At 59.1% G+C, this 20,123-nt stretch carries 22 protein-coding genes and 1 tRNA gene; 7 read left to right on the plus strand and 16 right to left on the minus strand.

The window, feature by feature from the left end:
• Nucleotides 1–21: 21 nt before the first annotated feature.
• The 4 genes from BLQ41_RS09905 to BLQ41_RS09920 all read right to left on the minus strand — a co-directional run bounded on the left by BLQ41_RS09905 (nt 22) and on the right by BLQ41_RS09920 (nt 3,332).
• Nucleotides 22–96 (minus strand) — tRNA-Gln (locus BLQ41_RS09905).
• Between the two features lie 36 nt (nt 97–132).
• Nucleotides 133–984, minus strand: a complete 852-nt coding sequence (gene ispE, locus BLQ41_RS09910) for a 4-(cytidine 5'-diphospho)-2-C-methyl-D-erythritol kinase (protein WP_090180084.1) — start codon at nt 982–984, stop codon at nt 133–135.
• A 2-nt stretch (nt 985–986) separates the two neighbouring features.
• Nucleotides 987–1,604, minus strand: coding sequence for a lipoprotein insertase outer membrane protein LolB (gene lolB / locus BLQ41_RS09915; protein ID WP_090180086.1), 618 nt, complete (start codon nt 1,602–1,604; stop codon nt 987–989).
• A 3-nt stretch (nt 1,605–1,607) separates the two neighbouring features.
• Nucleotides 1,608–3,332: a tetratricopeptide repeat protein gene (locus BLQ41_RS09920; RefSeq protein ID WP_090180089.1), complete on the minus strand. Its 1,725-nt coding sequence runs from the start codon at nt 3,330–3,332 to the stop codon at nt 1,608–1,610.
• A gap of 182 nt (nt 3,333–3,514) precedes the next feature.
• Here BLQ41_RS09920 and hemA point away from each other — a divergent pair, with 182 nt between their 5' ends.
• The 6 genes from hemA to BLQ41_RS09950 all read left to right on the plus strand — a co-directional run bounded on the left by hemA (nt 3,515) and on the right by BLQ41_RS09950 (nt 8,881).
• A complete protein-coding gene (gene hemA, locus BLQ41_RS09925; protein WP_090180091.1) occupies nt 3,515–4,804 on the plus strand; it encodes a glutamyl-tRNA reductase in 1,290 nt (429 codons plus the stop codon).
• Entirely contained in the window at nt 4,801–5,883 is a 1,083-nt protein-coding gene (gene prfA / locus BLQ41_RS09930; RefSeq protein WP_090180093.1) for a peptide chain release factor 1, read from the plus strand. The genes hemA and prfA overlap by 4 nt, the downstream gene beginning before the upstream one ends.
• Nucleotides 5,884–6,714, plus strand: coding sequence for a peptide chain release factor N(5)-glutamine methyltransferase (gene prmC / locus BLQ41_RS09935; protein WP_090180096.1), 831 nt, complete (start codon nt 5,884–5,886; stop codon nt 6,712–6,714).
• Nucleotides 6,708–7,463 (plus strand): molybdopterin-synthase adenylyltransferase MoeB, encoded by a 756-nt coding sequence (locus BLQ41_RS09940; RefSeq protein WP_090180098.1) that lies wholly within the window; start codon nt 6,708–6,710, stop codon nt 7,461–7,463. The genes prmC and BLQ41_RS09940 overlap by 7 nt, the downstream gene beginning before the upstream one ends.
• Nucleotides 7,456–8,247: a glutamate racemase gene (gene murI, locus BLQ41_RS09945; RefSeq protein WP_090180101.1), complete on the plus strand. Its 792-nt coding sequence runs from the start codon at nt 7,456–7,458 to the stop codon at nt 8,245–8,247. The genes BLQ41_RS09940 and murI overlap by 8 nt, the downstream gene beginning before the upstream one ends.
• 115 nt (nt 8,248–8,362) lie before the next feature.
• Nucleotides 8,363–8,881 (plus strand): acyloxyacyl hydrolase, encoded by a 519-nt coding sequence (locus BLQ41_RS09950; RefSeq protein ID WP_090180103.1) that lies wholly within the window; start codon nt 8,363–8,365, stop codon nt 8,879–8,881.
• Between the two features lie 62 nt (nt 8,882–8,943).
• Here the strand turns inward: BLQ41_RS09950 and BLQ41_RS09955 are convergent, their stop codons facing one another.
• The 12 genes from BLQ41_RS09955 to BLQ41_RS10010 form a co-directional block, all read right to left on the minus strand.
• Entirely contained in the window at nt 8,944–9,249 is a 306-nt protein-coding gene (locus tag BLQ41_RS09955) for a YkgJ family cysteine cluster protein (protein WP_090180106.1), read from the minus strand.
• A 52-nt stretch (nt 9,250–9,301) separates the two neighbouring features.
• The gene (locus BLQ41_RS09960; protein ID WP_090180109.1) at nt 9,302–9,805 is read right to left on the minus strand and encodes a DUF2878 domain-containing protein; all 504 of its coding nucleotides are present in this window, start codon (nt 9,803–9,805) and stop codon (nt 9,302–9,304) included.
• The gene (locus BLQ41_RS09965; protein ID WP_090180113.1) at nt 9,798–11,069 is read right to left on the minus strand and encodes an SAM-dependent methyltransferase; all 1,272 of its coding nucleotides are present in this window, start codon (nt 11,067–11,069) and stop codon (nt 9,798–9,800) included. Before BLQ41_RS09965 ends, BLQ41_RS09960 begins: the two co-directional genes overlap by 8 nt.
• Nucleotides 11,056–11,871 (minus strand): DUF1365 domain-containing protein, encoded by an 816-nt coding sequence (locus BLQ41_RS09970; RefSeq protein ID WP_090180116.1) that lies wholly within the window; start codon nt 11,869–11,871, stop codon nt 11,056–11,058. Before BLQ41_RS09970 ends, BLQ41_RS09965 begins: the two co-directional genes overlap by 14 nt.
• Complete coding sequence (locus BLQ41_RS09975) at nt 11,868–13,115, minus strand: NAD(P)/FAD-dependent oxidoreductase (protein ID WP_090180118.1); 1,248 nt, start codon at nt 13,113–13,115, stop codon at nt 11,868–11,870. The genes BLQ41_RS09970 and BLQ41_RS09975 overlap by 4 nt, the downstream gene beginning before the upstream one ends.
• Nucleotides 13,112–13,894 carry an SDR family NAD(P)-dependent oxidoreductase gene (locus tag BLQ41_RS09980; RefSeq protein WP_090180121.1) on the minus strand — a complete coding sequence of 261 codons (783 nt, stop codon included), beginning with the start codon at nt 13,892–13,894 and terminating at the stop codon, nt 13,112–13,114. The genes BLQ41_RS09975 and BLQ41_RS09980 overlap by 4 nt, the downstream gene beginning before the upstream one ends.
• Nucleotides 13,891–14,313 carry a nuclear transport factor 2 family protein gene (locus tag BLQ41_RS09985; RefSeq protein ID WP_090180124.1) on the minus strand — a complete coding sequence of 141 codons (423 nt, stop codon included), beginning with the start codon at nt 14,311–14,313 and terminating at the stop codon, nt 13,891–13,893. Before BLQ41_RS09985 ends, BLQ41_RS09980 begins: the two co-directional genes overlap by 4 nt.
• Nucleotides 14,306–15,751, minus strand: a complete 1,446-nt coding sequence (phrB, locus tag BLQ41_RS09990) for a deoxyribodipyrimidine photo-lyase (RefSeq protein ID WP_090188448.1) — start codon at nt 15,749–15,751, stop codon at nt 14,306–14,308. The genes BLQ41_RS09985 and phrB overlap by 8 nt, the downstream gene beginning before the upstream one ends.
• A 21-nt stretch (nt 15,752–15,772) precedes the next feature.
• Nucleotides 15,773–16,714 carry a MerR family transcriptional regulator gene (locus tag BLQ41_RS09995; RefSeq protein ID WP_090180126.1) on the minus strand — a complete coding sequence of 314 codons (942 nt, stop codon included), beginning with the start codon at nt 16,712–16,714 and terminating at the stop codon, nt 15,773–15,775.
• 10 nt (nt 16,715–16,724) lie between these two features.
• Nucleotides 16,725–17,687 (minus strand): YbgA family protein, encoded by a 963-nt coding sequence (locus BLQ41_RS10000; protein ID WP_090180129.1) that lies wholly within the window; start codon nt 17,685–17,687, stop codon nt 16,725–16,727.
• Between the two features lie 133 nt (nt 17,688–17,820).
• Nucleotides 17,821–18,036 carry a TIGR02450 family Trp-rich protein gene (locus BLQ41_RS10005; RefSeq protein WP_090180132.1) on the minus strand — a complete coding sequence of 72 codons (216 nt, stop codon included), beginning with the start codon at nt 18,034–18,036 and terminating at the stop codon, nt 17,821–17,823.
• A complete protein-coding gene (locus tag BLQ41_RS10010; RefSeq protein WP_090180134.1) occupies nt 18,033–19,019 on the minus strand; it encodes an NAD(P)/FAD-dependent oxidoreductase in 987 nt (328 codons plus the stop codon). The genes BLQ41_RS10005 and BLQ41_RS10010 overlap by 4 nt, the downstream gene beginning before the upstream one ends.
• A 196-nt stretch (nt 19,020–19,215) precedes the next feature.
• Here BLQ41_RS10010 and BLQ41_RS10015 point away from each other — a divergent pair, with 196 nt between their 5' ends.
• The gene (locus tag BLQ41_RS10015) at nt 19,216–20,118 is read left to right on the plus strand and encodes a TIGR01777 family oxidoreductase (protein ID WP_090180137.1); all 903 of its coding nucleotides are present in this window, start codon (nt 19,216–19,218) and stop codon (nt 20,116–20,118) included.
• Nucleotides 20,119–20,123: the final 5 nt, after the last annotated feature.

Raw genomic sequence — 20,123 nt, forward strand, 5'->3', positions numbered from 1 at the left:
ACCTGGATGAGTATAGGAAAATGGCAGGGGCGGCTGGATTCGAACCAACGCATGGCAGGATCAAAACCTGCTGCCTTACCGCTTGGCGACGCCCCTGTATCTGTTGCAACGATTACCCAGTAATCGATTCCTTTAGAGCAGATTTTGCAGCTTGCGATGCAACATCGAAATGTTGCTTCCCTTTGCTACAAACCCTGTAAGGGTCTCTGTAAGAAGGGCCGAGACTTTATCAGCTTCAGCTTTGCTTGGGAAGCCCCCAAACACACAACTTCCAGTTCCGGTGAGTTTTGCTTCGGTAAATTTACCTAACAAATTCAAAGCGTTACGTACATCTGGATAACGCCTTGCTACCACCGGTAAGCAGTCATTTCGACTGTTTCCCTTGGGAACGGGGCGCACTTTAATGGGAGAAGAGTTACGTGTCAACAACGGATCTGAAAAAATTTCTGCTGTACTTACAGAGACTTGCGGCACAAGCACGAGATACCACGGTTCTTCGGGGTCCACAGGGGTCAGTTTCTCCCCCACGCCTTCGGCGAAAGCCGCGTGTCCACGCACGAAAACCGGGACGTCCGCGCCCAGCGTCAGGCCCAAAGCGGCCAGCCGATCCTCATCCCAATCCAGTTGCCAGAGATGGTTGAGGCCCAGCAAAGTTGTCGCGGCATTTGAGCTGCCGCCACCGATGCCACCGCCCATGGGTAATATTTTTTCGATCCAGATGTCGATCCCGAGCGAACAACCGGATTGCTCCTGAAGTTTTTTTGCGGCTCGAACAATCAGGTTGCTGTCGTGAGGAACGCCATCGAATTCGGTGTGCAAACGAATCACGCCGTCATCGCGAACGGCGAAAGTTATTTCATCGCCGTAATCGAGAAACTGAAAAATCGTCTGCAGTTCGTGATAACCGTCTTCACGGCGACCGAGGATGTGCAGCATCAGATTGAGTTTGGCCGGCGAGGGCAGCGTCAAGCGAGGAGCTGTCATGATCACTGCCCCAGCTTGCGTGGTTGCCATTCCTTGATCACCAGCGTGACATCAAGGTCGGTGCCGTGCAGTTTGATCCGCTCGGGCAGCCAATAGCCGTTTTGTTCGGCGTAACTGAGGTATTCCACCTGCCAGCCATCTTGCTCGAGATTGGCCAGGCGGCTGTCGGCATCCAGCGTCAGGTGACTTTTGCTGTCCGGGGCCGGGAGCCCGCGAACCCACCAGGCCAGATTGGACACCGGCAGTTTCCAGCCGAGCTGTTCCTCGACCAGCGCTTCGGGCGTCGTCGCGTCATAGCGACCCTGATTGGCCACTTCCAGCGACACTTTGCCCGGGCGACCGGTCAAGCGAGCCGCGCCTCGACCCAGCGGGCCGGAAAGTCGGATGTCGTAGTAATCCTGTCGCTGCAACCAGTACAGCGTACCGCTGCCCGAGTCCTTGGGCGCACGAATGCCGATTTTGCCGTTGATCTGCCAGCCATCGAGGCTGGTCAATTGCTGTTTGTATTGGCGCCATTGGGCCGGGTTGCCTTGACCCTGGACCGATTCGCGGGCGCCGAAGCCCGCGCAACCGGCGAGCAGGGCAATGAAGCTGAAAACGATGAGGTGGCGCAAAAACATAACTTAAAGAGTCTCTGATCCGGTCAGGCGCTTGATGGTGCTGCGCAGGGCGGGGCTGTCGGGTTGTTCCTTGAGGAACTTGCCCCATATTTGCTTGGCTTCGCGTTGCTTGCCGTTGGCCCACAGGACTTCGCCCAGGTGAGCGGCCACTTCCTGATCGGGAAAACGCTCCAGGGCCTGGCGCAGATACCGCTCGGCTTCATCCAGATTGCCCAGGCGGAAGTTCACCCAGCCGAGGCTGTCGAGCACCGCCGGGTCTTCCGGATTGATGTGGTGCGCCTGTTCGATCAAGGCCTTGGCTTCAGCGTAACGCGTTGTGCGGTCGGACAGGGTGTAGCCGAGGGCGTTCAACGCCATCGCATTGTCCGGGTCGCGCTTGATGATCAGTCGCAGGTCTTTCTCCATCTGCGCCAGGTCATTGCGTTTTTCCGCCTGCATGGCGCGGGTGTAAAGCAGGTTCAGGTCGTCCGGGTATTTTTGCAGTGCTGTTTGCAGCACTTGCCAGGCTTTGTCCGGCTGCTTGTTGGCAGACAAGGTCTCGGCTTCGACCAGGTACAACTGGATCGCGTAATCGGGCTGCGCGTCGCGCTCCGCCTGCAGGCGTCTCTGCGCTTCAGCGGTCTTGCCGTTGTTGATCAGAATGTCGGTCTGGCGTAACTGCGCCGGCAGGTAGTCTTTGCCGGGGCCGACCTGAGCGTATTCGATCAGCGCGCCTTGCGGGTCATTACGCTCTTCAGCAATACGGCCCAGGTTCAGGTGCGCGGAGTCGACGTGGCTATCCCGGGCGATCAGGTCTTCCAGGTAACCCTTGGCCTCATTCCAGGCCTTGGCTTCCAGGCAGACCAGTGCCAGGGAATAACGTAGTTCGTCGTCTTCCGGGTATTGCTGAACAAGGCTTGAGAATTCGGCCTTGGCGTCTTCCATGCGGTCCTGTTCAACCAGCATGCGCGCATAAGTCAGGCGCAGGCGTTTGTCGTCCGGGTATTTCTTGATGCTTTTTTGCAGCAGCGGCAGGGCTTCGTCGCCACGATTGAGCGTTTGCAGCAGGCGCGCGCGCAGGAGGATCGGCGCAATTTCGCCTTCTTCCGGTGGATTGTTTTCCAGCAGGGCCAGTGCGCCCTTGGTGTCGCCGTCCTGTTGCAGCAGCAGGGCCTTGCCGAAGATCAACTGGCTGTTATGCGGATGGCGCAGCAGTAAACGGTCAAAACTCTTCATCAGGCCATTGCGCGTGTCCTGGTCGGTATCGGCCGCGGACAGGGCAAGGAAGTCGAAATGCGTGTCGCCCTTGCCTTGCAGGACTTTCTCCATATAAGCCATGGAGTCGTCATATCGCCCGGCGCGAGCCAGTTGCACGGCAGCGGCTCGTTGCGCCTCGAGATCATTGGGGGCGTTTTTCGCCCAGATCAACGCGGTATCCAGGGCTGCCTGGTCGGCGCCTAGGTACTCGGCGATGCGGAAGGCCCGCTCGGAGATGCCCGGATCCTGGGTATTGATGGCCTGGGTCACGTAGTTGTCCAGCGCAATGTCGAAACGATTGCGTTGGCCAGCCAGTTCGGCGCTCAGCAGGCTGAAGATGGTTTCTTCACTGAATGAGCTGTAAACCTTGGGCTTTTCAGGGGCTGGAGTGCTGTCTTCGACCGGCGACGTACCGTCCGACGAAACGGGTGCCAAGGCCTGGCAGCCGCTGAGGAAGACAAAAGCGAGGAGCAACGCGGAAGATCTATTCATATAGGAAGAGGACGACTAACCTGCGGTCGGATCATCATGACACAAGCCTTCGGCCAAACATAACCGAGTCTCGAATGAGGCCTTTATAGAGGCAGGTCATTGGGACAATAGTCAGCGGTAGTTGTTCTGGCTCTGTCGAAGTAGGACAATTGCCGGCTTCACGTCACTATCAGCGACCTTGAATGGCCTTCCTTGCACTCGGTATTAACCACAAGACTGCTTCAGTAGACGTCCGCGAGCGCGTGGCCTTTACCCCTGAGCAGCTGGTGGAGGCCTTGCAGCAGCTCTGCCGACTCACCGACAGCCGCGAAGCTGCGATCCTCTCCACCTGCAATCGCAGTGAGCTCTATATAGAACAGGATCACCTTTCGGCTGACATCGTGTTGCGCTGGCTGGCCGATTACCATCATTTGAGCCTCGAAGAGCTGCGCGCGAGCAGTTATGTGCACGAAGATGATGCGGCAGTTCGTCACATGATGCGGGTCGCCTCCGGGCTCGATTCGCTGGTGTTGGGTGAACCACAGATTCTCGGCCAGATGAAATCGGCCTACGCCGTCGCGCGAGAGGCCGGGACCATCGGTCCGCTGCTCGGTCGCCTGTTCCAGGCCACCTTCAATGCGGCCAAGCAGGTGCGCACCGACACCGCCATCGGCGAAAACCCGGTGTCCGTGGCGTTTGCCGCGGTCAGCCTGGCTAAACAGATCTTCAGTGACCTGCAACGTAGCCAGGCCTTGCTGATCGGCGCCGGCGAGACCATCACACTGGTCGCCCGTCACCTGCATGAACTGGGTGTAAAGCGCATCGTTGTCGCCAACCGCACCCTGGAGCGCGCCAGCATTCTGGCCGAGCAGTTTGGCGCTCACGCGGTCCTGCTCTCGGAAATTCCGGCTGAACTGGTGCGCAGCGACATCGTCATCAGCTCCACCGCCAGCCAGTTGCCGATCCTCGGTAAAGGGGCGGTTGAAAGCGCATTGAAACTGCGTAAACACAAGCCGATCTTCATGGTAGACATCGCCGTACCGCGCGATATTGAGCCTGAAGTCGGCGAGTTGGACGACGTTTACCTCTATAGCGTCGACGATCTCCACGAAGTGGTCGCCGAAAACCTCAAGAGTCGTCAGGGCGCAGCCCAGGCGGCGGAAGAGATGGTCTCGGTGGGCGCCGAAGATTTCATGGTGCGCCTGCGCGAGCTCGCGGCGGTGGATGTGCTCAAGGCTTATCGTCAACAAAGCGAGCGCATGCGCGACGAAGAATTGCAGAAGGCCCAGCGCATGCTGGCCAACGGCAGCAGCGCCGAAGACGTGCTGGTGCAAATGGCGCGTGCTTTGACCAACAAACTGATGCACGCACCGAGCGTGCAGTTGAAAAAGCTCTCTGCCGAAGGCCGCCTCGATGCGCTGGCCATGGCCCAGGAACTCTTTGCCCTGAATGAGGGCTCATCGGATAGCTTTTCGGATAAGAAACCGCAATGAAAGCGTCACTGCTCAATAAGCTGGACATCCTCCAGGACCGTTTCGAGGAATTGACCGCCTTGCTTGGCGACGGCGAAGTCATTTCCGATCAGAACACATTCCGCATGTATTCCAAGGAATACGCGGAAGTCGAGCCGATTGTCGAAACCTATAAACAGTTGCTCAAGGTGCAAGGCGACCTCGAAGGCGCCCAGGCACTGCTCAAGGACAGCGACCCGGACATGCGCGAAATGGCCGTGGAAGAGGTTCGCGAAGCCAAGGAGCAACTGGTTGAACTTGAAGCCAGCCTGCAACGCATGCTGCTACCCAAGGACCCGAACGACGGCCGTAACGTGTTCCTTGAAATCCGCGCCGGCACCGGCGGTGATGAAGCGGCGATTTTCTCCGGCGACCTGTTCCGCATGTATTCGCGTTACGCCGAGCGTCGCGGCTGGCGGGTGGAGATCCTCTCGGAGAACATCGGCGAGCACGGCGGCTATAAAGAAGTCATCGCCCGGGTTGAAGGCGAGAACGTTTACGGCAAGCTGAAATTCGAATCCGGCGCGCACCGCGTACAACGGGTTCCGGCCACCGAATCCCAAGGGCGCATCCACACCTCGGCCTGCACCGTGGCCGTGTTGCCTGAGCCTGACGAGCAGGAAGCGATCGAGATCAACCCGGCGGATTTGCGTGTCGATACTTACCGCTCTTCCGGTGCCGGCGGCCAGCACGTCAACAAGACCGACTCGGCGATCCGCATCACGCACTTGCCGTCCGGTATCGTCGTGGAGTGCCAGGAAGAACGTTCCCAGCACAAAAACCGCGCCCGGGCGATGTCCTGGCTGTCGGCCAAACTCAATGACCAGCAGACCAGCGCAGCGGCCAATGCCATCGCTAGCGAGCGCAAGTTGCTGGTCGGCTCAGGCGATCGCTCCGAGCGGATTCGCACGTATAACTTTGCCCAGGGCCGGGTCACCGACCACCGGGTCAACCTGACGCTGTATTCCCTCGACGAAATCCTTGCCGGTGGCGTCGATGCGGTGATCGAGCCGTTGCTGGCCGAGTTCCAGGCCGACCAACTGGCGGCGATAGGTGAGTAAATGACGATCATTGCCAGTTTGTTGCGCGCCGCCGTTTTGCCCGACTCGCCCACAGCGCGCCTGGATGCCGAGTTGTTGCTGGCGGCGGCGTTGGGCAAGTCCCGCAGTTTTTTGCATACCTGGCCCGAGCGCATTGTCCCAAGCGAGGCGGCGCTGAAGTTTGCCGAGTTCCTGCAACGTCGCCGTGGCGGTGAGCCAGTGGCGTACATTCTCGGTCAGCAAGGTTTCTGGAAGCTTGATCTGGAAGTCGCACCGCACACACTGATCCCGCGCCCGGACACTGAATTGCTGGTGGAAGCCGCGCTGGAACTGTTGCCCGCCACACCCGCCAAGGTCCTCGACCTCGGCACCGGCAGCGGGGCCATTGCCTTGGCCCTGGCCAGCGAACGTCCGGCGTGGCGAGTCACCGCGGTGGATCGCGTGCTCGAAGCCGTGGCCCTTGCCGAACGCAATCGTCAGCGCCTGCACCTGAACAACGCCACCGTCCTGAGCAGCCATTGGTTCAGTGCGCTGCAAGGTCAGCGCTTTCAACTGATCATCAGCAACCCGCCTTACATCGCCTCGGCCGATCCACATCTGGTTGAAGGTGACGTGCGCTTTGAGCCGGCCAGTGCCTTGGTCGCAGGCGTCGATGGGCTGGATGACCTGCGGCTGATCGTCGCCCAGGCGCCGGATCATCTTGAGGCGGGTGGCTGGCTGATGCTCGAACACGGTTACGATCAAGCCACGGCCGTGCGTGATTTGCTGCTGAGTCGTGGTTTTGAAGAAGTCCACAGCCGCACCGATCTGGGCGGTCACGAACGTATCAGCCTGGGGCGCCTGCCGTGCTGAATGATCAGGAATTGTTGCGCTACAGTCGGCAGATTCTGTTGCAACACGTCGACATCGACGGTCAGTTGCGGCTCAAGGAAAGCCGCGTATTGATCGTCGGTCTCGGCGGGCTTGGCTCGCCGGTTGCGCTGTACCTGGCTGCGGCCGGCGTCGGCGAGCTGCATCTGGCGGACTTCGACAGCGTCGATCTGACCAACCTGCAACGTCAGATCATTCACGACACCGACAGCGTGGGCCTGAGCAAGGTCGACTCGGCGATTCACCGACTGGCTGCGATCAATCCCGAGATTCAGTTGATCGCCCATCGCACCGCGCTGGACGAAGACACTTTGGCCGCCGCCGTAGCCGCCGTGGATCTGGTGCTCGACTGCTCCGACAATTTCTCCACCCGTGAAGCGGTCAACGCTGAGTGTGTGGCTGCGCGCAAACCGCTGGTCAGTGGCGCGGCGATTCGGCTCGAAGGGCAATTGTCGGTGTTCGACCCGCGTCGCCCGGAAAGTCCGTGCTACCACTGTTTATACGGGCACGGCAGCGAAGCCGAATTGACGTGCAGCGAAGCCGGGGTCATCGGACCGTTGGTGGGGCTGGTGGGCAGCCTTCAGGCGCTGGAGGCGATGAAGCTGCTGGTCGGTTTCGGCGAACCGCTGGTGGGTCGCCTGTTGTTGATCGATGCCTTGGGCTCACGCTTTCGTGAGCTGCGGGTCAAACGTGATCCGGGTTGCAGCGTCTGTGGTTCGACACATGCGTGAAGCGCCTATCGGCGTGTTCGACTCCGGCGTCGGCGGGCTCTCGGTGCTGGCCGAGATCCAGCGCCTGCTGCCCAACGAGTCTTTGCTGTATGTCGCCGACTGCGGGAATATTCCCTACGGCGAGAAAACCCCCGCATTCATCCAGCAACGCTGCAGCGTCATGGCCGAATTTTTTCAGCGCCAAGGCGCGAAGGCCTTGGTGCTGGCCTGCAACACGGCGACGGTCGCCGGGGTTGCGGACTTGCGGCGCGATTATCCGCAATGGCCCATCGTCGGCATGGAGCCCGCTGTCAAACCGGCCGCTGCCGCGACCCGTAGCGGAGTGGTCGGCGTGCTCGCCACAACCGGCACGTTGCAGAGTGCCAAATTCGCCGCTTTGCTCGACCGTTTCGCCACGGATGTGCGGGTCATTACCCAACCATGCCCGGGCTTGGTAGAGCTGATTGAAAACGGCGATCTGCACAGCGAGGCATTGCGCCAGTTGCTGGCCAGTTATGTCGGACCGCTGCTCGGTGCCGGCTGCGACACAATTATTCTCGGTTGCACGCATTACCCCTTCCTAAAGCCGTTGCTAAAGCAGATGATCCCAGAAGACATCAGCCTGATCGACACCGGCGCCGCTGTAGCGCGGCAACTTCAGCGCCTGTTGGCCGAGCGTGAATTGCTCGCCGAAGGACCTGCTCGCGCTGCACAGTTCTGGACGAGTTCCGATCCGGAACATTTCAGAAATATATTGCCGATCCTGTGGAATTCGTCTGGTGTTGTGCGAAGCTTTGAGCAATAACTGAAAAGTTGGGGGAGCAGCGAATAATTGGGATGAACTTCTGATTAAGCGTCGACTTCTATAGCGAGAAGCAACAAAAAAACCATACGAAATCGTTCGCAAAAGGATGTTTCTAGTGAAGCGACTATTCTGCTTGGCTGCGATTGCGGCCGCACTGATGGGGCAAAGCTTTACCGCACAGGCGGCAGGCGTGGAGTTCGGGGTCGGCCAGACCGGTAATTCAACCATGACCTATCGGCTGGGCATGCAGTTCGACTGGGACAAGAGTTGGTTGCAAAGTGACGTTGGTCGTCTGACCGGTTACTGGAGTGGTGCCTACACCTATTGGGAAGCCGACAAGACCTCCAACAACAACAGCCTGTCCTTCTCTCCGGTGTTCGTTTACGAGTTTGCCGGCCAGACCGTCAAACCTTATGTCGAGGCGGGGATTGGTGTCGCATTTTTCTCTCATACCAAACTTGATGACAGCAGAATGGGCGAGTCTTTCCAGTTTGAAGACCGGATAGGGTTTGGCTTGCGCTTCGCGGGCGGACATGAAGTCGGGATTCGTGCGACGCACTATTCCAACGCCGGGCTTAATAGCTGGAACGACGGTGTAGAGAGTTACGCGTTGCACTACACGATGCCGTTGTAAGACTCGATGCCTTAAATGTGGGAGCGAGCCTGCTCCCACATCAGATTTTCGGTGTCTTTCAATTACCGATACGCCGTGGTGATCCCTTGGCGTTCTTCGATGCACTCCGGCGCGCCCATCTCGAATTCCCGGCAGATCAGCGGGCGTTTTTCGTAGATGGTGCACATCATGCTGTTGCGATCCAGCGCAGCACACCAGCCGTCATCCAGCCGCAGCATGACTTCCCCACCCCAATCATCGGTATCGATAAAACGTTCGGGCACGCCCGTGTCCGTGATCAGCATCACTTCGAGCTGGCAGCAGCATGCCGCGCAGGTCGAGCACGTGACGGCCGACTCGGTGATTTGCGTGTGGGGAATGGTTTTCATGGCGCGCAGTGTAAGGCAGTGGGACGATGCTGTGTGAAAGGCCTGACGGACGCTAGCTGCGTGTGTCTGACGCCAGCCGCCGGGCCATGAAATGCAACGTGGGAAACAGCCCTGCCCAGAGCACTGCAATGCCCAGCAACGTTGGCGCCTGACCGTAGGGAAACTGCACGCCAGCCAGTTGTCCGCCAGCGTAATAAGACAACGGCCCACCCACGGCGCCCAGCAAGCTGGCGAGCCACCATGGGTTTGCGCTCCATTGCAGGCAATGACGCAATGTGGTTGCCAGTAACGCCCATAACAGCATCAGCCAAAGCGGAATCAAGGGCGCGACTTCGTTGAACTCGAACACGCCCAGCCAGCGCAACGTACTGTCGACGGTGGTGCCCAGCAACACAATGCTGAGGATCAAACGGCCTTCATCCGCCCAGCGACTTATCCACAGCAAATGAATCACCAGCGCCGTCAGGGCCAACAACAACCACAAACTGTCGCCACCGAGCACGCAGGCAAACCAGCCAAGCTGAAACAACAGGGCATTGGCGAGGCGTTCAAGCATCAAAACGGCCCAGCAGTGGCGCCGGCATCGCCGCCGGTTTGGCCAACAACAATTGCGCGGTGCCGATGGTGCGCTCCAGAAATCCACCTTCGCAGTAGCACAGGTAAAATTCCCACAGTCGCAGGAACGCCTCGTCGTAGCCCAATTCGCTCAAGCGACCGTGGGCGCGGCGAAAATTCTCGTGCCACAGGCGCAGGGTTCGTGCGTAGTGCAGGCCGAAATCTTCCATGTGCAGCAGGTTCATGTCGGTGTCACGACTGATGACTTCCAGCATCTTCTGCACACAGGGCAGGGCGCCGCCAGGAAAGATGTAACGCTGAATGAAATCGACGCTGCCCTTGGCCTGCTCGTACCGTTGTTCGCGGATAGTGATCGCCTGCAGCAGCATCAAGCCGTTACTTTTGAGCAGATGGGCGCATTGCTTGAAATACACCGGCAAGAAGCGATGACCTACCGCTTCGATCATTTCGATCGACACCAGTTTGTCGTACTGCCCGGTGAGGTCGCGGTAATCCTTGAGCAGCAGCGTGACCTGGTCCTGCAAGCCGAGGGCTTCGATTCGTTGTGCGGTAAACGCGTACTGCTCTTTTGAAAGGGTAGTGGTGGTGACCTTGCAGCCGTAATTCTGCGCGGCATAGAGCGCCATGCTGCCCCATCCGGTGCCGATTTCCAGCAAGTGATCACTCGGTTTCAGCGCGAGTTTGCGGCAGATTCGTTCCAGTTTGTTCAGTTGGGCCTGTTCCAGACTGTCTTCGTCTGTCAGGAATTGCGCGGCGGAATACATCATCGTCGGGTCGAGAAACTGTTCAAACAGGTCATTGCCCAGGTCGTAGTGCGCCTCGATGTTTTTCTGCGAGCCCTTGCGGGTGTTGCGATTGAGCCAGTGCAGGCCCTGGACGAAAGGCCGGCCAAGTTTTGCCAGGCCACCTTCCAGCGCATCGAGGACCTCAAGGTTGCTGACAAAAACACGCACCACGGCGGTCAGGTCCGGCGAAGTCCAGTAGCCGTGGATGAACGCTTCGCCGGCGCCGATCGATCCGTTACTGGCCACCAGTCCCCACGCAGCCGCGTCGAGAATATGGATTTCCCCCAGCAAATGACTGCCCACGTTACCGAAGACCTGCCTTTCGCCGTCTTCGATGACCACCAGTTGCCCGTGTTGCAGCTGCGCCAGTTGCCGCAACACACCACGGCGCAGTAACGATCCGGTCAGGCCGTGGGTGCTGAGCAGATTGAATTTGGCCGAGGCACTAGAGCATTTCATGACGGCGATCCTTGGGCGGAATCAGGGCGGTTTTAAAGCTGCCATCGGCAGCCTGATGAGCAAAGATCGGCATGCGCTTGAGCAGCAGGCGCAGGGCTTGCCAGTAGATCGCCAGACAGGTTTTCGCTGTCATCCACGGAAAACGTCGCAAGTAACGGTGCAGGCTGGAGCGATCCAGCGTTTCGCGTTTGAGGTTGAGCGTGGCGTCGAACACTTTCAGTTCGCCCTGCCAGTCCGCCATGTGCACGCCAAGCTTTTGCGCCGCAGGGCTGAAGCTCATTCGGTATTCCAGATCCGGTGGCAAGAACGGCGAGACGTGAAATGCCTTCGCAACGGCGAAATGCTGATGGAAATCGCCAATGTCCTCCGGGGTTTTGGCTGGCAGGACATAGTGATAACGCTCGCGCCACGGGGTGTTGGTGACTTCACAGAGAATGGCCGCCAGCTGCCCGTCTGCTTCATGGCAGTAGAAAAAACTCACCGGGTTGAACGACAGGCCCCAACTGCGAGGCTGGGTCAGCAGACAGATCGAGCCTTGTGGCGTGTGGCCAATGGCTTGGCTGACAAGGGTTCGCACCGCATCAATAAGAGGTGTGCCGCTGCCGGTATAGGTTTTCAGGTAATCGCTCTCGCGAAACGAAAACGCTGCGAAACGACTGCGCCCCGAGAGCGGTGACAGGCCGAGCACGGCGTCTTGCTCGCTGAGGTCCAGGTACAGCAGGCCGATCCGGTAACGGAATGCGTGGGGCTTGGGGACAAATCGCCGATGGGCAATCCAGCCGCTATAGAGGGCGCTGTTCACAACACCTCTCCAAACGCGCGCGCCACGCGCAAGGCGCTGACCACGCCGTCTTCGTGAAAGCCGCTGGCCCAATAGGCACCGCAATACCAAGTGTGTTGCGCGCCATCCAGTTCTTCCCAACGGTTTTGCGCGGCGACGGCAGCCAGGCTGTATTGCGGATGGGCGAAATTGGTTTTGGCGAGCACGTTGCCCGGGCTGATGCCGGCGCTCTGATTGAGGCTGACGCAGAACGTGGTCTCGCTCTGGATGCCTTGCAAAATGTTCATGTCATAGGTGACCGCAGCCCGAGTGTGGCCGGGACCGCCGAGTCGGTAATTCCAGCTGGCCCAGGCCAGTTTTCGCACGGGCAGCAGGCGTGTGTCGGTATGCAACACCACTTCGTTGTCGGCGTAGGGCAGGGCACCGAGGATGGAGCTTTCAGCATCGCTGGGCTTTGCCAGCAATTTCAGGGCTTGATCGCTGTGGCACGCAAACACCACTTTGTCGAATCGCTCGCTGCCGGCGGCGCTGTGGATTACGACACCTTCTTCGTCGCGTTCGACCCGGGTCACTGGGCAGTTGAGGCGGATGTTCTCTTTAAAGCTCGCCGTCAATGGCTTGATGTAGGCACTTGAGCCACCTTCAATCACCTGCCATTGCGGGCGATTGTTGACGGACAGCAGGCCGTGGTTTTTGAAGAATCGGATAAAGAATTGCAGCGGGAATCCCAGCATATCGGCCATGGACATCGACCAGATCGCGGCCCCCATCGGCACGATGTAATGCAGGATGAATCGCTCGCCGTAGCCGTTGGCTTTCAGGTATTGGTCCAGCGTGATGTCGACAGCGATGCGGCCTTCATCCAGGTCGCGGCTGGCTTGTTTGTTGAAACGCAGGATGTCGCGCAGCATTCCCCAGAATCCTGGTGACAACAGATTTCGACGTTGGGCGAACAGGCTGTTGAGGGTATTGCCGTTGTACTCCAGGCCGGAGTCCGGGTCCGTTACCGAAAAGCTCATTTGCGTCGGCTTGAACCCCACGCCGATCTGACCCAGCAGGCGAATGAAATTCGGATAGGTCCAGTCGTTGAAGACGATGAAACCCATGTCCACGGCGTGACGCTGGCCATCGACGCTCACGCCCTCGGTGTGAGTGTGCCCGCCGAGCCGGTCACTGGCTTCGAACAGAGTGATCTCGTGACTGCGATTGAGCAGGTAGGCGCTGGTCAGGCCCGAGATGCCACTGCCGATAATAGCGATGTTCATGGCACATCCTGGATCGGTGGAGGGCTGCGGACCATACGCTTGCCGATTGCCAATTTGACTCGGTTGGGCATTTTCGACAGAGGCCAGAGAACCGCCATGAACAGTCCCGGAAAGGCGATTTCCAGTGGGTGGTGTTTGAGTTTGGCGAAGATGTGCCGGGCGGCTTTGGCGACCGGCCAACTGAGCGGCATCGGGAAGTCGTTTTTCGCGGTCAGCGGCGTTTCGACAAACCCCGGGCTGACCACCGTGACATCGATGCCTTCCGGCGCAAGATCAATGCGCAGGGATTCGAACAGGTAACGTAACCCGGCCTTCGATGCGCCATAGGCTTCGGCCCGCGGAAGCGGCAGGTACGTCACCGAACTGGCCATGCCGACGAGATGCGCCGCCGTGCCCTTGCGTAGCAGCGGCAACGCGGCCTCGATGCAATAGGCGCTCGCCAGCAGGTTGGTGCGCACCACGTGCTCGACGATCGACGCATCGAACTGCTGAACGTCGACGTATTCGCAGGTGCCGGCGTTGAGAATAACCGTGTCCAGAGAGCCCCATTGCCGGGCAATTTGCTCACCGATCTCACGCACTTCCTGGCTGTTGGTCAGGTCTCCCGGCACCACCAGCACTTGCCCGGGATAGCGCAGGGACAGGACTTTCAATACCGCTGTATTGCGCGAACTCACGGCCAGATGAGCACCGGTCTTCAGTATTTCTTCGGCCAGCGAGGCGCCGATGCCACTGCTGGCTCCGGTCAGCCAGTACCGCCGTGGAGGTACAAGACTCATCCCATTCTCCTTTTCAGCCAGGCAATCGCCCGACCCAATACGGGTAAATGTTCGTAAAGCAGTGCCCCGGCATCGAAGTAATCCCGTTGGCTATAAACCTTGTCGCGCCAGCGCAGGTGCGAGCACCCGTCGACTCGAATCAGCCGGCCGCCCGCCAGGCGTGGATGACGGTAGCTCATGACCCAGCGCAAGTAACCCTCGCCATCGCCGATCTGGTCAAAGCCGTGAAAGTCGAAACGAAGTTCACTGACGTTGGCGTAGAGCTCGCCGAAGTAGTGGCTCAATTGTCCGAGGCCTTGCACTTCGTGCAGGGGATCGGTGAAGCGTATGTCGTCGGTGTAAAGCTCACCCAGGCGCTGCAAATTGTCTTTGTTCAACAGCACGAAGTGCTGGGCAAAACGCCGCAGGAAATCACTCATGAGCCCCTCCTGCGTCTTGTCGTGACGGCAGGTTTTTGAACGCGGCCAAGGCCCGCTGGCGTGAGGTGCTGAGGTTGACGATCGGTGACGGATAATCCGCCACGCCGAACAGGCCGCCAAGGTTCGCCGGGTTGTGCACTTCTTTTTTATTCAGACCGGCTAGTTCTGGAAGCCAGTGCTTGATGAACACACCCTCGGCGTCGAATTTCTCCGACTGGCTCAACGGATTGAAAATACGGAAATAGGGTGCTGAGTCAGTCCCCGTCGAAGCGCTCCACTGCCAGCCACCGTTGTTCGCCGCCAGGTCGCCGTCGATCAAGTGGCGCATGAAAAAACGTTCGCCTTCACGCCAGTCGATCAGCAGGTTCTTGGTCAGGAACATCGCGACCACCATGCGCAAGCGGTTGTGCATCCAGCCGGTCTCAAGCAGTTGGCGCATGGCGGCGTCGATGATCGGCAGGCCGGTGCGGGCTTCTTGCCAGGCGGCCAGTTCCTGCGGGGCATCGCGCCAGGCCAACGCTTCGGTTTCCGGGCGGAAGGCGCGGTGACGCGAAACCCGTGGGTAGCCCACCAGAATGTGTTTATAGAACTCGCGCCACAACAGTTCATTGATCCAGGTGACCGCGCCGACCTTACCGCTTTCGAACTCACCCTGATTACTGTGTAGTGCGGCGTGCAAACACTGGCGTGGAGAAATCACGCCGGCGGCGAGATACGCCGAGAGTTGGCTGGTGCCGGGTTTGGCCGGGAAATCGCGCTCGTTCTTGTAATAGTCGATCTGGGCGTCGGCGAAGGTGTCGAGGCGCCGACAGGCCTCGCGCTCACCGGCCGGCCAGAGTGCCCGCAAGCTGTCGCTCGGGGTTTCGAAACCGGTAATGTTTGACGGCATCAGGTCGCTGCTGATCGCCAGCGGCGTCTGCGCTGCGGGGGCTGCGACCAACCGGGGAAGCGAGCGGTGGAGGCGCTCGTAACAGACCTTGCGGAACTGGCTGAACACCTGGAAATACGTGCCGGTCTTGGTCAGCACAGTGCCCGGCTTGAACAGCAATTGATCGAGGTAACTATAGAAGTCGATGCCGTTGGCATTCAGCGTTTCACTCACGGCCGCGTCACGACGACTTTCATGAACGCCGTACTCCTCGTTGACATGCACTGCGCCGACCTTCAATTGCCGACACAGATCGAGCAGCACATTCGGTGCGTCCTCCCAGCGCGACGCCTCGCGGATCAGCAAAGGGATGTTCAGTTCGGCCAGTGCTTGGCTCAGCTCACTGAGGTTACGTAGCCAGAAATCCACTTTGCACGATGCGTCATCGTGCGCCAGCCATTGCTCGGGGCTCAACAGGTAAACCGCCACTGTCGGGCCGCGCTCGGCGGCCGCCGACAGGGCGGTGTTGTCATGCAGGCGCAAGTCGCTGCGCAGCCAGATCAATTGCATGGTGGTGTCCGCACGATTCATTTAAATAAGCCCTCGCTGAACCATGTCCTGGTGGACCGATAACGGGTCTTCGGCCAGGAATAAATCAGCGATCTCACTGGTTTTTACGGACAACTCGGCAAGGTGGATGCATACCGTTGGTCCGGCAATCATTTTTGGGCAACTGATGCCGTTCAATAGTTTTGGCAGCTGCGCAAGATTCATGGCTTTGCTGGAATACAGCAGTACGCCGCGGGCTTGCAGGTGATCGACCGCCAGGGCGAGCTCGCCAGCCGGCAGTGGCCAGTCGAAGACTTCCACCGGGCAATCGGCGCTGCTGACCAGCCAGGCGGTCAGCCACAGGTGAGGTTCCAGTGGCAGGTCCGAGTAATTGATCAACAGCAGCGGTGCAGTACGCAACTGACGATTGTTATGGTAGATGCGCGCACCGAATTTGCTGCGTAGCCAGGAATAGAAAAACACGCGTTCCATTTGCGCGCCGAACTGGCCCTGCCAGCGTTGTTCCAGTTCTGCCAGTAATGGCATCAGCAGTTGTTCGCACAATGTGCGGGGCGGATACAACGCCATGGCCTGGTTGACGGTGTCATCCAGGGTGCGTTCGTTGAGGTGCGTCACTGCCTGCAACAACGTCTGGCAGAGCACCTGCCAGTCGTTCTCGACGACTTCGGAAAAGGCCTGAGGCGTATCGAGCAGTTGCTTGACCTGGCTGACGGCCACGCCGCGATTGAGCCAAGTGAGAATCGTCAAAATCCGTTGCACGTGTTCGGCAGAAAACAGGCGATGACCCTTGGGCGTGCGCTGGGGCACGATCAGGCCATAACGCCGTTCCCAGGCCCGCAGTGTCACGGCGTTGACCCCGGTTTGGCGCGCCACTTCACGAATCGGCAGCCAGCCTTCGTCCAGGGCTTTCTTGAAGTCGGCGCCCAGGTCTTCGCTGGCGCTGCTGTCGAGTGGGCTTTTCATGACATTGCCATTAAATCGAGTTTCGCAGGCTGAGGTTTTCCGGGTGCGGTTGCAGGTAAACCTGCTGCGCAATGTACGGATCCGGGTGTTGGCGAAAGAAATGTTTGAGCAGGGTCAGTGGCACCACCAGCGGCACGATGCCTTGGCGATACTGGCCTATGACATGCTGCATTTCCTGTTTGTCTTCAGGGCTGATGGCGCGTTTGAGATAGCCGCTGATGTGTTGCAGGACATTGGTGTGGGTGCGGCGTGTGGCGCATTTTTTCAATGCCGCCATCAATTCGCTGAAATAGCGCGGGCCCAGTTCCTGCGGATCGGTCTGGGCCATGTTGCCCAGCAGATTACCCAGGGTTTTGTATTGCTCCGGGTTGTGGGCCATCAACAGGTATTTGTAACGCGAGTGAAAGTCGGTGAGGCCGCGCCGGGTCAGGCCTTCCTGCAACAGCTGCTGCCAGGCGCTGTAGGCGAACACTCGGGTGAGAAAGTTCTCGCGCAATACCGGGTCGTTGAGGCGACCGTCTTCTTCCACTGGCAAGTCGGGGTGCAGGGCGCAGAACGCCTGGGCGTAAATGCCGCGTCCACCCCCGTCCACCGGAGAACCGTTGGCGTGATAGACCTTGACCCGATCGAGGCCGCAGGAAGGGGATTTCTGCATGAAGATGTAGCCGCAGATATCGACCAGTTCTGCGGCCATTTTCTGTCCGTACTCGGCGAGCGGTCGGGTAACGTTGATCTGAGGATTGACGGTGCCGACCGCCTCGGGATGGCTACCATCGCCGACCAGCCGAATCGGCTCGCGCGGTATGCCAAGGCCAATGGCGACTTCGGGGCACACCGGGACAAACTCGAAATAGTCCGTCAGGGTTCGACTGCACAACCGTGACTCCTTGTGCCCACCGTTGAAACGCACCTCGGCCCCCATCAAACAGGCGCTGATGGCGATTTTCGATTTGGTCGCTGGCTGTTCGCGCATCGGAAGCACCTCGAATCTAAACCTGTACAAAGTAGTGGCTCTGTACAACATGACTTCATCATAGATTCAAAGGTGTACAAGTCAAATTATTTGTATAGGTTTTTTTCGCGCAGACGCATTTCTTGTGGGGGCGCTATTTCCAGCCCGACAACCAGGTGTCGCTATCTTTGAGGGCTTGCCAGTCGAGCCGCTGATTGCGCTGGGTCAACACCGCCTGCAACTCGACGGTCAGCACAGTGCCTTCCTCATCGCGGAACAGCTCGGTCACCAGAAAGTGTTTTTCGCGCTTTTGCGGGTGGGCTGCTGTCCATTTCGACAGCAGCAATTTGCTGGGGTTGATGCGATTCATTGCAAGTGTTCATGCAAGCGGCGAGCGGCTTCCTGACCGCTGAGCCAGGCGCCTTCGACGCGCCCGGACAAGCACCAGTCGCCACACACGTACAAGCCCAGATCGGCATCCGCCAGTGCACCCCATTCATGACTGCTGGCGGGGCGGGCATAGAGCCAGCGGTGGGCCAGGCTGAAGGTCGGTGCGGGCATGGAGTCGTGTAACAGTTCGGCGAACGCGCCATGCAATTGCTCGATCACCGCTTCCTTGGACAGGTCGATATGTTGCCGGCTCCAGGCGCTTGTGGCGTGCAGCACCCAGGTGTCCATGGTGTTATCGCGTCCCGGTTTGCTACGGTTGCGAGCCAGCCAGTCCAGCGGGCTGTCCTGCACGAAGCAACCTTCCATGGGGGTGTCCAGCGGCGTATCGAACGCCAGCGCGACCGCCCAGGTCGGTTCCATTTTGACCCCGGCGGCGGCGCCCGCCAGTTTCGAGGCGGCAGCCAGCAACGCCGTGGCCTGAGGGGCTGGCGTCGCGATGATCACGTGACTGAACGGGCCATGCGTGAAGCCTTCGGCGTCTTGCAGATGCCAGTGTTCTTCACCGCGATAGACCTCGGTGATCCGGCAAGCGAAATGCACTTCCAGATCGCCGAGCAATCCGCGCGTGATGGCGCTCATGCGGGGTGTGCCGACCCAGCGGGTCTGTTCATCCGGCGACAGATTGAGCTGGCCGCCATGAAAGGTGTAGAGCTGCGGCGTCCATTCGGCGACCCAGCCTTTGGCTTGCCAGCGCTGGACCTCGGTGACGAAACGACGGTCGCGGGCGGTGAAATACTGGGCGCCCATATCCAGAGCACCCGCATCACTGCGCTTGCTCGACATACGTCCGCCACTGCCGCGGCTCTTATCAAAAAGTTGAACGACATGCCCGACGTCTGTCAGGGCTTGAGCGGCTGAGAGCCCGGCGATGCCGGTGCCGATGATTGCGATAGGTACAGTCATAGGGGCCTCGTTTACCTTTCTGTACAGACTACGCTCTGGATTAAACCTGTACAATATTGTTTTCTGGTATAACTTTTAGCGTTCTCGATCTGACAGCTTGGCCTATTGTTAAACACAGAGCCTGCCCGATACCAAAGATCCCTGCTTATAAAAATAGACTAGTGATCAGGGTAAAACGCCACGCGAGGAAGAAGTCATGCACATATTGCTGACCGGCGGTACTGGTTTGATAGGACGTCAACTCTGCCGACACTGGTTGAGTCAGGGGCATCGTCTGACTGTCGTGAGTCGTACACCTGCGAAAGTCGCGAAAATTTGCGGTGCCCAGGTGCGAGGCATCACGCAGCTCCAGGAGCTCGGACAAGAGCCCGTTGACGCGATTATCAACCTGGCGGGCGCGCCCATTGCCGACCGGCCATGGACATCCAGACGCAAAGCCTTGCTCTGGAGCAGTCGCATCACCCTGACCGAAAGCTTGCTGGCTTGGCTCGAAACCCGTGAGCAAAAACCACAGGTGTTGATCTCGGGTTCCGCTATTGGCTGGTATGGCGACGGTGGCGAGCGGGAGCTGACGGAAACGTCTGCGCCGGTCATTGATGATTTCGCCAGTCAGTTGTGCATCGCCTGGGAAGAAACCGCCCAGCGCGCCGAGGCCCTGGGTGTTCGGGTGGTGTTGATTCGAACCGGGTTGGTGCTGTCTGCCGAGGGCGGCTTTTTGTCGCGCCTTTTGCTGCCTTTCAAGCTGGGACTGGGCGGGCCTCTGGGCAGTGGTCGGCAATGGATGCCGTGGATTCATATCGACGATCAAATCGCCCTGATTGATTTTCTTCTGCATCGCAATGACGCCAGCGGTCCATATAATGCCTGCGCGCCTAAACCGGTGCGCAACAGCGAATTCGCCAAAACACTGGGCGGCGTGCTGCACCGCCCGGCGTTCATGCCGATGCCGGCCCTGGCTTTGAAAGTGTGCCTGGGCGAATTGTCACTGCTGTTGCTGGGAGGGCAGAAAGCCTTGCCGGTGCGCTTGCTGGAAGCGGGATTCACTTTCCAGTTCACTGATTTGCGCGCGGCCCTGGACGATCTGTCCAGCCGCCTCTGAAATAG

Origin of the sequence: Pseudomonas arsenicoxydans (genome assembly GCF_900103875.1) — a bacterium.
In the GTDB taxonomy this organism is placed as follows: Bacteria; Pseudomonadota; Gammaproteobacteria; order Pseudomonadales; family Pseudomonadaceae; genus Aquipseudomonas; species Aquipseudomonas arsenicoxydans.

Bases quoted from the DNA above. Each gene is read 5' to 3' on its own strand.
- ispE (WP_090180084.1), bottom strand. From the start codon at position 984: ATGACAGCTCCTCGCTTGACGCTGCCCTCGCCGGCCAAACTCAATCTG.
- lolB (WP_090180086.1), bottom strand. From the start codon at position 1,604: ATGTTTTTGCGCCACCTCATCGTTTTCAGCTTCATTGCCCTGCTCGCC.
- BLQ41_RS09920 (WP_090180089.1), bottom strand. From the start codon at position 3,332: ATGAATAGATCTTCCGCGTTGCTCCTCGCTTTTGTCTTCCTCAGCGGC.
- hemA (WP_090180091.1), top strand. From the start codon at position 3,515: ATGGCCTTCCTTGCACTCGGTATTAACCACAAGACTGCTTCAGTAGAC.
- prfA (WP_090180093.1), top strand. From the start codon at position 4,801: ATGAAAGCGTCACTGCTCAATAAGCTGGACATCCTCCAGGACCGTTTC.
- prmC (WP_090180096.1), top strand. From the start codon at position 5,884: ATGACGATCATTGCCAGTTTGTTGCGCGCCGCCGTTTTGCCCGACTCG.
- murI (WP_090180101.1), top strand. From the start codon at position 7,456: ATGCGTGAAGCGCCTATCGGCGTGTTCGACTCCGGCGTCGGCGGGCTC.
- BLQ41_RS09955 (WP_090180106.1), bottom strand. From the start codon at position 9,249: ATGAAAACCATTCCCCACACGCAAATCACCGAGTCGGCCGTCACGTGC.
- BLQ41_RS09960 (WP_090180109.1), bottom strand. From the start codon at position 9,805: ATGCTTGAACGCCTCGCCAATGCCCTGTTGTTTCAGCTTGGCTGGTTT.
- BLQ41_RS09965 (WP_090180113.1), bottom strand. From the start codon at position 11,069: ATGAAATGCTCTAGTGCCTCGGCCAAATTCAATCTGCTCAGCACCCAC.
- BLQ41_RS09975 (WP_090180118.1), bottom strand. From the start codon at position 13,115: ATGAACATCGCTATTATCGGCAGTGGCATCTCGGGCCTGACCAGCGCC.
- BLQ41_RS09980 (WP_090180121.1), bottom strand. From the start codon at position 13,894: ATGAGTCTTGTACCTCCACGGCGGTACTGGCTGACCGGAGCCAGCAGT.
- BLQ41_RS09985 (WP_090180124.1), bottom strand. From the start codon at position 14,313: ATGAGTGATTTCCTGCGGCGTTTTGCCCAGCACTTCGTGCTGTTGAAC.
- phrB (WP_090188448.1), bottom strand. From the start codon at position 15,751: ATGCAATTGATCTGGCTGCGCAGCGACTTGCGCCTGCATGACAACACC.
- BLQ41_RS09995 (WP_090180126.1), bottom strand. From the start codon at position 16,714: ATGAAAAGCCCACTCGACAGCAGCGCCAGCGAAGACCTGGGCGCCGAC.
- BLQ41_RS10000 (WP_090180129.1), bottom strand. From the start codon at position 17,687: ATGCGCGAACAGCCAGCGACCAAATCGAAAATCGCCATCAGCGCCTGT.
- BLQ41_RS10005 (WP_090180132.1), bottom strand. From the start codon at position 18,036: ATGAATCGCATCAACCCCAGCAAATTGCTGCTGTCGAAATGGACAGCA.
- BLQ41_RS10010 (WP_090180134.1), bottom strand. From the start codon at position 19,019: ATGACTGTACCTATCGCAATCATCGGCACCGGCATCGCCGGGCTCTCA.
- BLQ41_RS10015 (WP_090180137.1), top strand. From the start codon at position 19,216: ATGCACATATTGCTGACCGGCGGTACTGGTTTGATAGGACGTCAACTC.